General features: G+C 32.6%; 16 protein-coding genes. 14 read left to right on the forward strand and 2 right to left on the reverse strand.

Annotation, left to right across the window (positions count from 1 at the left end; all coding sequences use genetic code 11):
• The first annotated feature begins 285 nt into the window (after window positions 1-285).
• The 12 genes from ACQKOF_RS11775 (at window position 286) to ACQKOF_RS11830 (ending at window position 9,494) form a co-directional block, all read left to right on the forward strand.
• The gene (locus tag ACQKOF_RS11775; protein ID WP_427556999.1) at window positions 286-717 is read left to right on the forward strand and encodes an RHS repeat domain-containing protein; all 432 of its coding nucleotides are present in this window, start codon (window positions 286-288) and stop codon (window positions 715-717) included.
• A gap of 80 nt (window positions 718-797) precedes the next feature.
• The gene (locus ACQKOF_RS11780; RefSeq protein ID WP_427557001.1) at window positions 798-1,025 is read left to right on the forward strand and encodes a hypothetical protein; all 228 of its coding nucleotides are present in this window, start codon (window positions 798-800) and stop codon (window positions 1,023-1,025) included.
• Window positions 1,026-1,079: 54 nt separating this feature from the next.
• Entirely contained in the window at window positions 1,080-1,430 is a 351-nt protein-coding gene (locus ACQKOF_RS11785; protein ID WP_427557003.1) for a hypothetical protein, read from the forward strand.
• Window positions 1,431-1,450: 20 nt separating this feature from the next.
• Window positions 1,451-1,627, forward strand: a complete 177-nt coding sequence (locus ACQKOF_RS11790) for a hypothetical protein (protein WP_427557006.1) — start codon at window positions 1,451-1,453, stop codon at window positions 1,625-1,627.
• A gap of 249 nt (window positions 1,628-1,876) precedes the next feature.
• Window positions 1,877-4,045, forward strand: coding sequence for an RHS repeat domain-containing protein (locus tag ACQKOF_RS11795; RefSeq protein WP_427557008.1), 2,169 nt, complete (start codon window positions 1,877-1,879; stop codon window positions 4,043-4,045).
• Between the two features lie 10 nt (window positions 4,046-4,055).
• Window positions 4,056-4,475, forward strand: a complete 420-nt coding sequence (locus ACQKOF_RS11800) for a hypothetical protein (protein ID WP_427557011.1) — start codon at window positions 4,056-4,058, stop codon at window positions 4,473-4,475.
• A gap of 105 nt (window positions 4,476-4,580) precedes the next feature.
• Window positions 4,581-4,739, forward strand: coding sequence for an RHS repeat-associated core domain-containing protein (locus ACQKOF_RS11805; protein WP_427557013.1), 159 nt, complete (start codon window positions 4,581-4,583; stop codon window positions 4,737-4,739).
• Window positions 4,709-4,897, forward strand: coding sequence for a hypothetical protein (locus ACQKOF_RS11810; protein ID WP_427557261.1), 189 nt, complete (start codon window positions 4,709-4,711; stop codon window positions 4,895-4,897). The genes ACQKOF_RS11805 and ACQKOF_RS11810 overlap by 31 nt, the downstream gene beginning before the upstream one ends.
• 1,445 nt (window positions 4,898-6,342) lie before the next feature.
• Window positions 6,343-6,741 carry a hypothetical protein gene (locus tag ACQKOF_RS11815; protein ID WP_427557015.1) on the forward strand — a complete coding sequence of 133 codons (399 nt, stop codon included), beginning with the start codon at window positions 6,343-6,345 and terminating at the stop codon, window positions 6,739-6,741.
• Window positions 6,742-7,526: 785 nt separating this feature from the next.
• Complete coding sequence (locus tag ACQKOF_RS11820) at window positions 7,527-8,060, forward strand: hypothetical protein (RefSeq protein WP_427557017.1); 534 nt, start codon at window positions 7,527-7,529, stop codon at window positions 8,058-8,060.
• Window positions 8,061-8,623: 563 nt separating this feature from the next.
• A complete protein-coding gene (locus ACQKOF_RS11825) occupies window positions 8,624-8,866 on the forward strand; it encodes a hypothetical protein (protein ID WP_427557019.1) in 243 nt (80 codons plus the stop codon).
• A 280-nt stretch (window positions 8,867-9,146) separates the two neighbouring features.
• Complete coding sequence (locus ACQKOF_RS11830; RefSeq protein WP_427557022.1) at window positions 9,147-9,494, forward strand: hypothetical protein; 348 nt, start codon at window positions 9,147-9,149, stop codon at window positions 9,492-9,494.
• A 61-nt stretch (window positions 9,495-9,555) separates the two neighbouring features.
• Here ACQKOF_RS11830 and ACQKOF_RS11835 read toward each other — a convergent pair whose 3' ends face one another.
• Both ACQKOF_RS11835 and ACQKOF_RS11840 read right to left on the reverse strand, forming a co-directional pair.
• The gene (locus tag ACQKOF_RS11835) at window positions 9,556-10,257 is read right to left on the reverse strand and encodes a YwqG family protein (protein WP_427557025.1); all 702 of its coding nucleotides are present in this window, start codon (window positions 10,255-10,257) and stop codon (window positions 9,556-9,558) included.
• Between the two features lie 191 nt (window positions 10,258-10,448).
• Window positions 10,449-11,681, reverse strand: a complete 1,233-nt coding sequence (locus ACQKOF_RS11840; RefSeq protein ID WP_427557028.1) for a DUF418 domain-containing protein — start codon at window positions 11,679-11,681, stop codon at window positions 10,449-10,451.
• Between the two features lie 431 nt (window positions 11,682-12,112).
• Between ACQKOF_RS11840 and comX the strand changes: the two genes are divergently transcribed.
• Together comX and ACQKOF_RS11850 are read left to right on the forward strand one after the other, a co-directional pair.
• Window positions 12,113-12,271, forward strand: coding sequence for a competence pheromone ComX (comX, locus tag ACQKOF_RS11845; protein ID WP_427557030.1), 159 nt, complete (start codon window positions 12,113-12,115; stop codon window positions 12,269-12,271).
• A 47-nt stretch (window positions 12,272-12,318) separates the two neighbouring features.
• Window positions 12,319-14,589 (forward strand): ATP-binding protein, encoded by a 2,271-nt coding sequence (locus tag ACQKOF_RS11850; protein ID WP_427557255.1) that lies wholly within the window; start codon window positions 12,319-12,321, stop codon window positions 14,587-14,589.
• Window positions 14,590-14,796 lie beyond the last annotated feature (207 nt).

A 14,796-nucleotide genomic window follows, 5' to 3' on the forward strand; every position in this document is an offset into this window, starting at 1 on the left:
ATAAGGCACTTCCTGTTCAAAATCGAACAAGAAGTGCCTTATTTTTATCTGAGAAAGGTTCGCTTTTATGAAAACGTAAGTTTTTCAGTGCCCTCGTAAATCCCGAGCAGGGTTTTATTGCTACTCTTTTTTAATGAATTATACTTACCTTAATAAGACCTTTCTCTTATGGGATGGGAATACTATCCTACATGAGTATTTCTCACAGAATAATTCAGATATATATGAAAATCTAGATGAGTATTCTTCACAGAATAAATCTGAAATACCAGACAATCTAGTTACATGGTATTTAACGATGAGTTCGTACCTTCAGCTAAAATCACGAATGAAGGTAACTTCAGCATTATTAGTGACTATCTAGGAACGCCTGTTGAAGCCTATGATGGAGAGGGTTATAGGGTTTGGTCAGCAGAGCTTGATATTTATGGACGAGTGAAAGAATTCACAGGGACGAAAGACTTTATTCCATTCCGTTATCAAGGGCAGTATGAAGATGTAGAAATAGGATTTTATTATAATCGATTCCGATACTATGATCCTGAACAAGGGAACTATACTCAACCGGATCCGATTGGTCTTGAAGGTAAGAATCCAACTTTATATGGATATGTCCGCGAGACGAATAAGAATATAGATAAATTTGGTTTATATTCAGATTTACTAGGAACTGGTATGGGTCATCATTTGATGCCGAGATCAATAGCTGGGCTTTAGGTATTACAGAATTAAGCCAAAAAACTTCGATTGCATGGTATCCAGATAAAGGAGCTGAAACAGCAGATCTTCACAAAAAATTGCATAGAGAACTTATAGAAGAAGGAATACCTTATCACGGTTCAAAATATACTGGAACAGCAGATGAATTTTTTGACAAAGCTGCTAAAGCATACAAAGATATTGACGTTAAAGGTTATTTGAAAATCCCTTATACTGATAATAGATTATTCGAAAATTTAACCCCTGCAGAAGCATTAGATAAAATAAAAGAATTACATTCAAATGGGAAAAATCCTTGTAAATAGAAGAATAGGAGATGTTATTATGGATAGAATTTTAACTGTCTCAAGTTACGGCATTTGTTTATTTTCATTAGACGTATTAGAAGATTTTTAAAAAAAGAAAAAGTTAGGTCAAAAAAACTTTTAAAGAATTTTCAGGATAATCATAATCGATATTTAACTTTACTTACTGAAGGTATTTGGATTCCTTTTTTACCAATAGACTCTATAAAATATGTAATCAAGCTTGATAACTATAATCAATCATTTGATGATGAATGGGAGGAAAAATTAGTATATCATGACTTCAATATTGAAGTTAAAGATACATTATGGATTGCTAGTATTGGTTTATTTTATGAATTCGATAAAAATATATTTATAGGAAATGATGAAGTATCATATCAAACATTAGATGAAATTAATTAAATTCTGGATTTGGGTATAATGTGTCTCCTGGTAAATATTGGGTATCTATAAAGGGCTATGCACGTAAGAATAAATTAGATTATCCTAATGCGAATTTTGGTTTTTTGTTTTCTCTTGTTAAAGTAAATGAATTTGAAGGTTTTAATGATCCACGCGAAGATGAAAGATACAACTTTAATGTGGCAGATATGGATTAAAAATTAGATTAGATAATATTCTAAAAAACTGATAAAACATATTTTGCTAAAGGTTGCAACGTCAATAGAATTACCATAGATAGGTACAATAGGGGATCTATTCTGTAACAGATCTTTAGTGTATTAAAAGATTTGAAATTAAATTAAAAAGGGCAATAAATTCATTTAAAAGGATTTTATTGCCCTTTTGATCTTTATATCTAACTAAAGCTAGTTTATGATGCTAATCTAAACCTGAGTCAAGTAACATTGCCAGACGGGACAAGTTCGACATGGGAATATGACCGTCGTGGTAACTGCACCACAACGATTAATCCGCTAGGGTCCACTGAGAAATTCCTTTACGATAACTTGAATCGCCTTGTACGAGCAAATCTTTCAGATGGAAACGACGTTCAATTAAAGTACAATGCCTACGATGATGTTGTTTTTGCAAGAGATAACCATACGCAAGTAGCCTTTGATTACACTATTCTTGGCAGCTTAGTGTCTCGAGAACAAGGTGGAAAGAAAGTACAATTCGCCTATGATACAGAAGAGCAATTAACCTCTGTGGTCAATGAAAAAGGCGAAGCGTATCAGTTTGAACGAGATACGAAAGGGAATATCATCAAGGAAATTGGCTTTGATGAGATGGAAAGAACGTATGAGCGAAGTCTGGCAGGATTGGTTCAGAGAATTCAACGTCCAGGTGATCGTTGGACAGCGTTCCAGCATGATGGTCTAGGGAATGTCATTCGAGCTGATTATTATGATGACACCTGGGAAACGTTTGGCTATGACAAAAATGGTTCGTTAATTGAGACTGAAAATAAGTATGTGACCGTAAAACTGGAGCGAGACCCATCTGGACAAATAATCAAGGAGTGGCAGAATGACCATTGGATTGCGAGTAGTTATGACGAATTAGGCAACCGTTCACAGATTACAAGTAGCTTAGGTGCCAAAATCGATGTTGCTCGCAATGAAATGGGAAATGTGTCGCAAATCACGGCTTCTCGCTTAGAGCAAGAACAGTGGACAGCAGCGATGCAATACAATGAACTTGGTCAAGACATTGAGAGAATCCTTCCGGGAAATGTTATCAGCAAATGGCAATATGATGTGACCAGTAGACCAACACACCATCGAATAAGTAGTCAAAACCGTGATACACGAAGACGAGCGTATAATTGGGACGTCAATCATCGATTACGAAGTATGGTAAACGAGTTAACGGGTGTAAAAGTTACCTATGGTTACGATGAATTCAGTAACCTTGTCTGGTCCAATCAAGGCGGTCAATTTGACTTCTTACACCGCAGTGTGGATGATGTCGGGAATTTGTATGAAACAAAAGAAAAGACAGATCGTGTCTATGGTGCCGGAAGTAGATTGCTTGAAACGAAAGAGGCAACATTCTCTTATGATGATGAAGGTAATCTTGTTCAGAAGATTGAGAAGAATGGTGGTACATGGAATTACGAGTATTATGGCAATGGGATGATGTCAAAGGTCATCAAACCAGACAAGGCAGAAGTTACTTTTAAGTATGATTCACTAGGTAGACGAGTAGAGAAGTGTTCTGACGAGAGAACTATGAGATTCGTATGGGATGGGAATACTATCCTGCATGAGTATTTCTCGAAGGATAAATCAGATAAATTTGAAAACCTAGAGGAGTATTCTTCGCAGAGTAAATCCGAAATACCAGACAATCTAGTTACATGGGTGTTTAATGATGGGTTCGTACCTTCAGCAAAAATCACAAATGAAGGTAATTACAGTATTATTAGTGATTATCTAGGAACGCCTGTTGAAGCCTTTGATGAAGAAGGTAATAAGGTTTGGTCAGCTGAGCTTGATATATTCGGTAGGGTAAAAGAATTTACAGATGTAGAAGATTTTATCCCATTTAGGTATCAAGGGCAGTATGAAGATGTTGAAGCAGGATTATATTATAATCGATTCCGTTACTACTCACCAGTTGAGGGTATATATACTCAGGTCGATCCGATTGGGTTGACTGGTGGGAATCCTACACTATACGGATATGTGAAAGATCCTAACACATGGATTGATGTGTTTGGGTTGGAAACCATATTTGTAAATCCAAATGACATTAATTTCTCACAAAGGACTGTATCAGAATTAAGGGTATTTGATGCATCTAAGTATACACCATTAAATGTTATCAAAGTTGATGGACAACTGGTATCTTACGACAATAGAAGGTTACTCTCTGCTCAAAATGCAGGAATAGAAAAACTTGAAGTTAATGTTGTAAAAGCAGAAGACATACATCCTGATTCTACAAAAGGGAAGACTTGGGGACAGAAATTCAAAGAACGGTTTAACGACATAAGGAACAAAAAAGCAGGTGGAGTTGTTCCTGATAAAGGATTGAAAGAGAAACCTATAGTTCCTTGTAAAAAATAAAGGAGATTTTATGAGTATAAATAAGTTGATTGAAAATTTTGAGTGTCCATTAATTAATGCTTTTTTCTTTTCTAATGAAGATATATTAGTTTTAGATAATAACAACGAATGGATAAGAGTGTTATGCAAATCGACAATTGAAAGTTTTTTCAAGTACAATGATGGAGATTCCGTATGTCATTTTGATATATTGAAAAAGTATGAAACAGATGATTTTACTGTAAGCATTGGAGAAGGTAGTTTTGGAGGAGACGGTATTGTTCAATTGAATGATAAAACAGGAAAATTAATTTGGTTCTTATTTTTAGATAATAGTAATCCTTTTATAAAAGCAGAATTAGAAAATGATTCTATTCAAGTAACAAGTACAAAGGGTATTAAAATTAAAATTCCAATACGTAACCCTGAAAAAATCTCCATTGTAAAATAAATTGATATGCAATACCCTAGTTGTCGACTTTAATTCTAACTATCTAGGTGTTCCAAGCTTGCCTATGACAGTCAAGGCAAGCTTGTATGGTCAATGGAGCTGGATATGTATGGAAAGGTTAGAGAACTAACCGGAGAGCAGGATTTTATTCCATTTAGATTCCCGGGTCAATACCATGATTTTGAAACGGGGTTATACTATAATCGCTTTCGCTATTATGACCAGAAATGGGTATGTACACCCAACAAGACCCGATTGGATTAGCTAGAAATAATCCTACTTTGTACGGGTATGTTGGTGATGTAAATAAATTGAAAAATAATGAGAATGGAACATTTCATGGATTTCCTATTGATGGAACAGCTGAGAGTATTACATCAGATAAAGTGGGGAAATCTAAGACAGGTTGTGGTGGAAGATAATGAATAATAAGAACTTCAAGATAACACTTAATAACAACATAAAATTAGGGGAACTTGACACTGAAGATTGCACAATTTCAGATGCTATTGATAGTACGTTTACAAATTTAGAATATTTCATATTGAAATGGAATAACTCTTTTTTAATTGCACACAATCGATGGGGTTACCTGTATTAAATGGAATGATGATGAAATACCTGATGTTGTAACTATTGAATCTATTTTGTATATAAAAGAATGGTTAAAATTATTACAACAGATCCATGATTGTTTATTATTAGTAGGATATAACAATGAGAACTTGGAAGACTTCTATTTGTTAGAAAATCTAGAGAGATTTTCTTAAATAATCAAAACATCAGGACTGTAATAATCTCGTTATATACTTATAGAAGTTAACAAAGATTCTGAACATATGTAAAGAAGGAGGACACCATAAATCCTTTCTTTGCATATGTTTTTTTGTGTCAGAAAAGGGGAATTGTTTTATCGTGTATTTAGTGTAAACTCTCATCTGATGGTGGTATTTTATTACACAAAAAACTAAAACTGCTGAAAGTGAAGAGATTGATTGGTCTGTAGATCTTGATAAATAATGTTGGCTTAACATTTTCACAAAAAATCTAAATTAAATTTTATTTGACCAAATAAAAAAATAAAAAACATATGTAAAGAAGACGTTGTAACCTTCCTTTATATATGTTTTTTCCTGTATGCATTTACTATCTTCAATTAGGAAATATCTTATAAAACGAGTAACTAAAACTTCAAGAATTTAAAGAGGATGAATATTAAATCTATTTAGTGAAAAATGTTAGTTTTTGAGTATGGAAATTCTATGAGACAATACTTGTGTTAAAACCATCAAAGGAGTAGGATTAACAATCTTTCTAGATATCCTACAGAGAATTTATGGCTATGACAAAAATGGTTCGTTAATTGAGACTGAAAATGAGCATGTGACCGTAAAGTTTGAGCAAGATCCATCTGGACAAGTGATCAAGGAGTGGCAGAATAACCATTGGATAACGAGTACCTATGATGAATTAGGCAATCGTTCACAGATTACGGGTAGCTGAGGTGCAAAAATTGATGTCGCTCGTAATGAGACGGGGAATGCGACGCAAATCACGGCTTCTCGCTCAGAGCAAGAAAATTGGACAGCATCCATGCAATATAGGATGTTTCTATTGTTTTAGATGATCATTTAAAAAATGGTACTAAACCTAAGTGTTTATAAATATTAATTCAAGATTTTATTAAAGAGGGAGTTCTGATGGAATTAAGAAAAAACTAGGTAATCAGTTAGAAAAGCTTAATATAGAGGATATAGTTACTTATTTTATTGAAGGATCGACTTCATTTAAGAATGATTCGTATAATGAGCCCTATCATTTATTAGAAAAATATAGTGATAATAAATCAGGAGATGAAAAATATGATGTGATATTATCGTATTATATAGAAATTCTTGAAAAACAGGAAATTGAATTAAAACTATATTTTTCAGAAGGAAAAAGGTATTTACATGCAATAGAATTTTATGAAGATTCCCCGAAACTATTTGATTTCCAGAAGCAATTGGAATCAAAAAGTATTAATGTGTATGTTTGCACATATGAAGAAATTGATTGGGAATATGGAGTGATCATTTTAGATCAAACAAAGGCAATACAATTTAGAGTAAATACATCTATAAATAAATATGAGATTTTTCAGATTGAGGCTCCACATGTTGGCGAAGATCAAGCTGAACGATCAGCTAGTATGATTAGAGGAATACAAGTATCATATAAGAAGATCAGTTTTCAAGAATTGAAAGCATCTCGTTTTTGGAAGTAAAAATAGTTTTCTTGGAGATTTAATCTCACAAGTTTATCCATTTGAACTTTAAAAAACACCTAGAAAGGTAAATAAAAAGATGCGCTGATTCCTTTTTTGTAGAAATTGAAAGACAAAATGAAGGACTGGTAATGAAGATATTTAATCATACAAAACGTGATCATTGGGATAATGATTTGGCACAATTAGTAGAAATTTTAAACAGAACAAAAAATGAATTGAAATAAAAAGAAAGTAGTTTAGTTTAAAATTATTTTTATAAAACACACATAAACGAAGGTATATAAGCCTGCTTTATGTGTGTTTTTGTTAGAAGCGGAATTGTTTCATCCTTTGTATTTTGTGCTTGCTATGAAGCAACAAAATTCCTATGAGACCGGACCATCATTTTACATGAATGGTGCGTTGCAAAAGAAAGTGATCTATCCAAACAAAAGACGAAAACCTAACGATATGGATATTTGAAGCGGACACCTTCTCCCTACAGCCAAACTAAAAAGTGCAGGCAGTTACAGTATTATCACCGACCATTTAGACGGTAAGTTCCTATGATGAAGAAGGAAAAGAAGTCTGGAAAAGAGAACTAGACATATTTCGCAGAGAAAAACTCGAACTAACCGAATACAAACAAGTAAAAGAATTCACAGGTGAAACAGACTTTATTCCATGCGAAGCGATATGCTTCTGAATTAACGATGAAACTTAGGGAGGATGCAATTAATTTTGCTAAGGAACAAGAATTAAAATGTCCATAAAAACTAATAAAATGGAAAGGTGGATTTTAATTGTTTGCTCAATGCATTCCTTTTGATGATCATGTGAGAGGAAGAATAGGTGGTAATCCTCCAAAATTGATTGAAGAACAAATACCTGATGATTACAGGTTTTATGCAACTCTAGTTCATCCAGGAAAGGAGGATGTTATGCTTTCTATTATTATTCATAAGAATTTTGATACTTTATTGGGAAAAAATATTTATCCTTCAATTGAAGTAAAAGTTATAGAGCATAAATACTCCGAAATTGGAAGCAATACTGATAAAAGTATTTTAGATTTAGGTAGGAACTCAATAAGCGATTATTCGGAAAACCAAGGGAATAATTTTTTGTTTATTAAAGTTTTGGGAGAACCACGTCTTATTCAACCCAATAGTTATTATTATAAAGAGTTGGAAAATAATAATTATTCCTTTTTTCTGCAAATAGAGGAGGAAGGCTATAGTGATAATATGGATTATGTGTTTATGTACGGTGCATTATATTTATATAGGCATAATGAAACAGGAGAGGTCATTGCTGGTTTCTGGCAATGCTCTTGAACAATCTAGCTATTAGAGTGTAAAATGTGCACCTGCGGTTACTTTATTCAAATGCTATTGTGCAGATTGAGTAAAGTAACCCTCTTTTTCTTTGATTTTGATGTGATTTTTGGCAAGACCCTTGTATTTTCTTCAAGGAGAAATAGCTGAAAACATCCATTTTTACGTGAGCGATGGGGTTCTTGATCAGTCCATAAGTAAAACGTTTTGAATCTATCTGTATAAATTATCATATTTTTACAAAAAATACTTTGATTGCATAAGAATTAAAGTGTATCCATTGTCAAGGACAGTTTGGGTTTTTATTCTCCAATTTAGATAGATTTTGTTTTCGAAATATTTCCAAACGTGGGATAGACCAAAGATCAGTCTCTGACTTTTGCTTTTGGAATAGTCATTGGGTAGACGCCTGTAACAAGGTACTTGTAGTATTCCGTTACAGTCGTACTAAATAAAATAGGAACTTCGTTTAAATTAACATCCCCCCAATTATTATCGTCACTGTGTATCAAAGAAGGTAAGGGTGTACTAAATAAGAAAGGAAATTGGGTTGCAAAAAAAACATGTCGATAAAAAAATTATTACTTGAACTAATATCTGTTTGGGAAAGTACAAAAGACCCCAATGAGATTGCAAAGTCTGCTTATAATGTTTATTTAGAATTTGATAGATACTTACCAAATGAAATTCAATTCATTATTAAAGACATAATGATTATGGAGGCTGACGAGTGTATGATTATTGAAGTTGATGAGATCAATACTCTTATAAAAAAACTACAAAATTTTGCTGAATCACTAGCATAAAACAAATAGTTCATAATTGAATGAGGTATTTTTTAATCGATTCCGTAATATTTTGCATCTGATGAATCTAGTATTAAATTTTAAAACATATGTAAAGAAGACGTTCCAATGAAAATAAAATACGTGGATGTCCTTGATTATTGGAGGTAATATGGACCAAATTGGATTGTAGGTATAAAAGGAGAATTCGTTATGGAAATATATATAAAAGTTTTTGAGAATATGGAGTTTTTTGTAGTACTAAATTGATTGAGATAATTAAAGGTGTTTCGCAAGAAGAATGCGATGCTATCCTAACCTTGATAGCAGATATAGTGATGAGTTTTCAAATAAGTGGATGGAGGTATATGATGAGGTAAGAAAGAATTTAAAAAATAGTACAGTCGATACTTGTTACACACAAAAAATTGTAAGCTTAAGGGAAAGAACTTTTAAAGTAATTTTTGAGCACTCACAGTCATCCGATCTTGCAGCTTATTTATCAGATGATATTGCATTATTATTAGAGGCAGTGCTATGTAATTTTAATAGTAGTTGGTTAAATGGGCTATGGAATGAATATTGTGCAGGAAAAATTCCCTATGGAAAAATACTCTTAGCTGATGGGAAACTAGACCAATTAATTTAACTCTTACGATTGAGACATATTTACACGCTAAGGCGCCACTGCCTTAGCGATAAGATTTCTATTACAAACTGTAAAGATAATAATAAAGTTTAGAAAAATCCTTTGCGATCAGAGAATCTCGCTCGATAAAAAATTGCAATGTGCCAGAGTCTGCTATCATGGCATATGTCTTTTGGGCATCACCCTCCATATCTAATTGAAACAGCAGCTCAGCCTTGCTATTATTCTCATCAAAACTATTTTTATCCATAAATGCATAGCCACCTATTTTCGTCCCACTACCATCTGTTTGATCAAAATATTTTGAATATGCAGGGTTCTCCATTGGTAAGTCATAATGAACAGAGCGAGGATCTGTGTACGGTACTAACTCTTCTCGTGATGTTGCTTTAAATGCATAAGGGCCACCAAAGATAATTGGTTCACATAGCTCATACTCCATTTCCTCGTCAGAAAAAGGCTCTAAATCATGAGAGGGCTCAAAGTCCGCATAATAGTGACAAAAATAACCATCCTCGTAAACACCATAATCCTCATCTGCCAACACAAAAAACTGTAGAAGCCCTTGCTGTGGATAATCTTCCAGCGAAGGTAGCTGAGAAAAATTAAGCTGTGCCAAAAACATATAAGGTGTGCCACTACAATGTACAGGAAAGCTATCACCTAACTTACAATAAGGTTGTCCGCCTAATTTACTATCCTTATAAGTAACTGACCCTTCTACGGCTTGTAAAGCTATCGTCTGTTTTAATGATTGCTTCATTATTTATCAATCCTTTCTTGTTGCAATAAATGATCTTTCTAATTATACATACTCTGAAAATTCCTGTTAATTCCCATTGAGTGAAATAAAAAGACAGGCTTGATGGAACAGGGAGGCTGTCAACTGGCAGCCCCGTAGTTCATTTTATAGAAAAGAAACCTAAATTTATCATGAACTCACAAACACATAAGCTATGCATTTTTAGATTCCTTATTAATACCTAAATAAGTGAATGACCTCCAAACATATTCTAGTGGCCCGAAGCGGAATTTGGATAACCAAAGTTTACTAAAAATCACTTGGAAAACAAAAATGACAATGGCAATGATGATAGCTGTCGTTAAGTGGAGTTTTCCGTATACGCCAAATGCAAATGGTCCAAATAAAAAAGTACATATAATAGATTGGCCGATATAGTTTGTGAATGCCATTCTTCCAGGGAACGCTAACCATTGTAAAACTTTTTTCCCTATAACCGTGTGATAAATAAAGATCAAGCTAATGGCATAAAAGATTGTTAGGAGTGGTGAGCTAATATATTGAACAGCTGAAAAATTTTCTAAAAGGAAAGGTAAGATCCAGCACAATGTTCCACCAAAAATCAACGTTAGTAACCACGTAATGAAAAAGCCTTTTCGATATTCTTCAAAACGGTGAAGCCATTTTTTCTTAGCAACAGCTGCTCCGAATAAGAACATTAGTAAGAACGGAAGATTTGTAAATAGATAAAATATAGGGTTTCCTAGTGAAAGAACATATAACCCATTACGCATTGTATAAAAAGTTCTTTCCATAAAATTAGCATTCATTAATTCTTGAAGACTACCATTTTGATGGGCATCTATCGTATATTGCATGAGTTGACGACTTTCCTCTGACATTGTCATTGACATTGTCGTAGTAGATTCGGAGGATAGAGCTCCTAACGTAAATAATCCAAAAAGTAAGCTATATAAAATTACGCTAATGATTAACATAGCATTAGCTTTTAACTTATGCATGAATAGGAGTAATAACCCTAAGATTGCATAGTCTGTTAAAATATCTCCGAACCAAATGAAATAGGCATGGATACAACCAAAAATAAATAACGCAATAAGTCGTCTAGAATAAATTCCCCAAAAGTTTAGTTGCTTTGCAGCTGCTCTTTCCTGCATAATGACCATTCCAAAACCGAACAGCATGGAAAAGAGCATAACAAATTTCCCATCGACAAACATTGAAAGAATAGTATGAACTGTATAATCGGCTTGATTCCAAAAAGAAGTCCATTCATTTTTAAAACTTAGATCTTCCTGCATATAGGCTGGATAAAGGAACCAAACAATATTTGCTAATATGATTCCTAATAATGCGAACCCCCTTAATACATCGAGTGTTTCAATCCGCTCTTTGGTAGATATGGGTGAAAGCTTTTGCTTCATATAATCATCCTTTCGATTGTTACTTAGTTCCTTCAACAACTAGTTACTGTTGAAAAAACCTTTATTAATGAAACTTTAAATTATAATTATCAGGATTTTATAAGGAAAATTTAACACATATTTCCCACTTTAAAAGAATAGAAGGAATAAGCTATTTTTATTAATGATAATATTATCACAATAAAAATAGTGTCAAAATTAAATAACGAGAAAATTGTGACATTATTTAAAAATCCTGCATAATCTATTGTTTTCTTAGCGATTTATAGAAAATATTGTTGATTAAATGTAGGATGATAGTATAATGAAGGTGTAGTTGCATTTATGGTTATTAATTCCTTGGTAAAAAAAGTAAAAGAAACGGTGTGAATAATCCGAGAAGTGTGACTATGTATAAAGGGTGTAAAAAACTAATGAAATGAGGAGATTTTATGATTAACATGATTCAATATTTGGAAAAAAATCCGTCGTTATTAACTTTGTTAAAAGAAAAAAAAGCTTCTCTAGTTGGTGTTACAGAACTTGAACAAAAGGCAATTCTGGATTCTTTTGATGAAGAAGTATGTTTAGAAAGTACTATTTGGTACTAGAATCGATTTATAAAAAGTGGTTTTGGTTCGCTATAAGTATCTATTTGGTGCTTGGTCTTTATCTGCTCACTATAACTTATAGCGCGCCAGCCTTAAGCATTAAAGTACAAAAAGAACATGAGAAATGGATTATAGTTGAACCCTATTACAAAAATTGGGCAGAAAATAAGCACCTAATGTCTGGGGATGTTCTATTAGAAGTAAACGGAATTAACATAGACAATATTTCTGATTTAAGATATGAATCTGTAATCCGATCTGCTAGAAATTTAACAATAATGAAGCAAAATGGACAGATTTCTAAAATAAAAATAAACTATCTAGATATTCCTCAACAATTTTACTATGTACTGATAGTTCCTTTTTGCTATTATTTTCTTACATTATTTATCACGTTATATTTGTATTATAAGCAAAAAAATACTGTTTTATTGAATTTTCTCATTCTATTTATTTTAACTGTTTCTTTGGCTTATGTTAGTAGTGGGGCATCTAGCAGATTAAATAATGTAGGGATTATTGTAAATCGGTGTACAATGCTACTTTGCTTAGTATTTTTAATCCAATTTTTGAGAAAATATTTTGATTATTTAAATATAAAATGGCTTTTTGTAAACAAGATAGAATTACTTTACCTAATTCCTTTGTTTGCAATTTTCTTTAGTATTAATAGTATTGTATACCCATCAACTCATTTTCAGCATTCTTTTATTATTTTAGGGTTTTTTTTCTTACTATTAATAATCATTCTTACTATTATAGTTGTAGGTTATCTCAAATATAAAACGCCACAGTTAAAAATATTATTAAGTAGCATTATCATTCCGTTTTGTCCATTTCTTTTTTTATATGCATTACCAGAGGTTTTCTTTCAAATACAAATACTCTCAGCCGATATAGCTTCCTTATTCTTAATACTTATACCATATAGCTTTATATGTACACAGCTCACTGAACGTATTTTTGATATGGAGCACTTTATTACCCGTTTACGCCATTATTTTAATTTTTCATTTGTTTTTACAATTTGGCTGTTAATGGGCCTTTATTGGTTTACTGATTTATCTATTTCAAGAATGACGGAAATTTTCTTTTTTACGTTCTTGTCTTTAATAGCACTTTTCTACATTAAAGAGAAGATAGATTATCATAAGCGAAAAATTCTTTTTTCAAGAAAAGGGGATTATATCCATCGATTGTATACCACAGTTGATAGTATTGGGAGGGTTGTAAAGATTGAAGACTTGCTTGAGAAATTTGTTCAAGAAATTTCTTTACACCTTGAGATTAAACATGTTTCCGTATTAACCTATGATTTGCAAACACATCGAATTATTTCCACAAACACATCAAAAGAATTTACTCAAAATCAAATTAACGAAATATTACTTGAGAATCTCCGCTTAGGGGATATAAAGAAAACGAAGCATTTTTATATTGCTTTTATTCATCAAGATATTAATTATAAAAGAATATTAGTTGTAGACCATAATAAATCCATTTATCTAAAGGATGAGGAGTTATTATGGCTTGAATTATTGCTTTTATATGTAAATAATTTCATAGAAAACACGAAAATGGTAGAAGGTTTATTAGAACAGTTAAAGCATATGAAAGAGGCTGATAAAAGTCAGCTACCATGGCTCAATAAGCTTCTTTGGCTACGATTTGAACAAGAAAAATATCAATTAGCTCAAGAGCTTCATGATACGGTTTTACAAGAGCAGCTACATATTGCTCGAGAAATGGATGTATTTATTCATGCGAAGAGGACAACGGATATTCATGTGAACCTTACTAAGATTCATGATCATATGATTGCATCATTGAATGATTTAAGAGGCTACTGTGAAAATTTAAAGCCACCATTATTAGATACATTGGGATTAAATGCTGCACTTGAGAAACTTATTCAAAAAGTTCATAAGCGTGCTGATTTTGTTTTAATATACACAATTGATCGTTTATATTTAGAGGATGAGCGTTTAAACTTGATGATTTATAGGCTTTTCCAAGAGTTGTTAAACAATGCTTTAAAACATTCGTATGCCAATACTGTCGAAATGCATCTGTTAGAAACAGAAGAGGGCTTTGAAATTATTTATTCTGATGATGGTGTAGGATGTAAAATGGATGAAATTATTGTATCTGATTCAATGGGGATCAGGGGAATGCAAGATAGGGTACAGGCCTTTAATGGTCAGTTTTTTATCAATACCAATGTAGGAGAAGGAATGACCATTCGAATTATGGTGAATGAAGGGAATCCTACTCATTCCTATGGCAACGATAGAAGGCCAACCCATAGTAGAGGATAATAGATGAATAGAAAGAAAGACATGAACCATTTTCACACCTCCTAATCTTTTTGTACTGTGCAGAATACACAGTGCGTGTATGGATTGGGGGGTTTTGCTTTGAAGTACATTTATATAGAAAGGAGTTAATATCTATATGGAAATAGAAGAAATGATCTTACACTAGACATCACATCAAAATGAATTAAGGTGAAGCGTCTCTACAAA

Source organism: Lysinibacillus sp. NPDC093190 (assembly GCF_050280425.1).
GTDB lineage: Bacteria > Bacillota > Bacilli > Bacillales_A > Planococcaceae > Lysinibacillus.

Coding starts and splice junctions, on each gene's coding strand:
- ACQKOF_RS11775 (WP_427556999.1), top strand. CDS start 286: ATGGTATTTAACGATGAGTTCGTACCTTCAGCTAAAATCACGAATGAA.
- ACQKOF_RS11800 (WP_427557011.1), top strand. CDS start 4,056: ATGAGTATAAATAAGTTGATTGAAAATTTTGAGTGTCCATTAATTAAT.
- ACQKOF_RS11805 (WP_427557013.1), top strand. CDS start 4,581: ATGTATGGAAAGGTTAGAGAACTAACCGGAGAGCAGGATTTTATTCCA.
- ACQKOF_RS11810 (WP_427557261.1), top strand. CDS start 4,709: ATGTACACCCAACAAGACCCGATTGGATTAGCTAGAAATAATCCTACT.
- ACQKOF_RS11825 (WP_427557019.1), top strand. CDS start 8,624: ATGTCGATAAAAAAATTATTACTTGAACTAATATCTGTTTGGGAAAGT.
- ACQKOF_RS11830 (WP_427557022.1), top strand. CDS start 9,147: ATGCGATGCTATCCTAACCTTGATAGCAGATATAGTGATGAGTTTTCA.
- ACQKOF_RS11835 (WP_427557025.1), bottom strand. CDS start 10,257: ATGAAGCAATCATTAAAACAGACGATAGCTTTACAAGCCGTAGAAGGG.
- ACQKOF_RS11840 (WP_427557028.1), bottom strand. CDS start 11,681: ATGAAGCAAAAGCTTTCACCCATATCTACCAAAGAGCGGATTGAAACA.
- comX (WP_427557030.1), top strand. CDS start 12,113: ATGATTAACATGATTCAATATTTGGAAAAAAATCCGTCGTTATTAACT.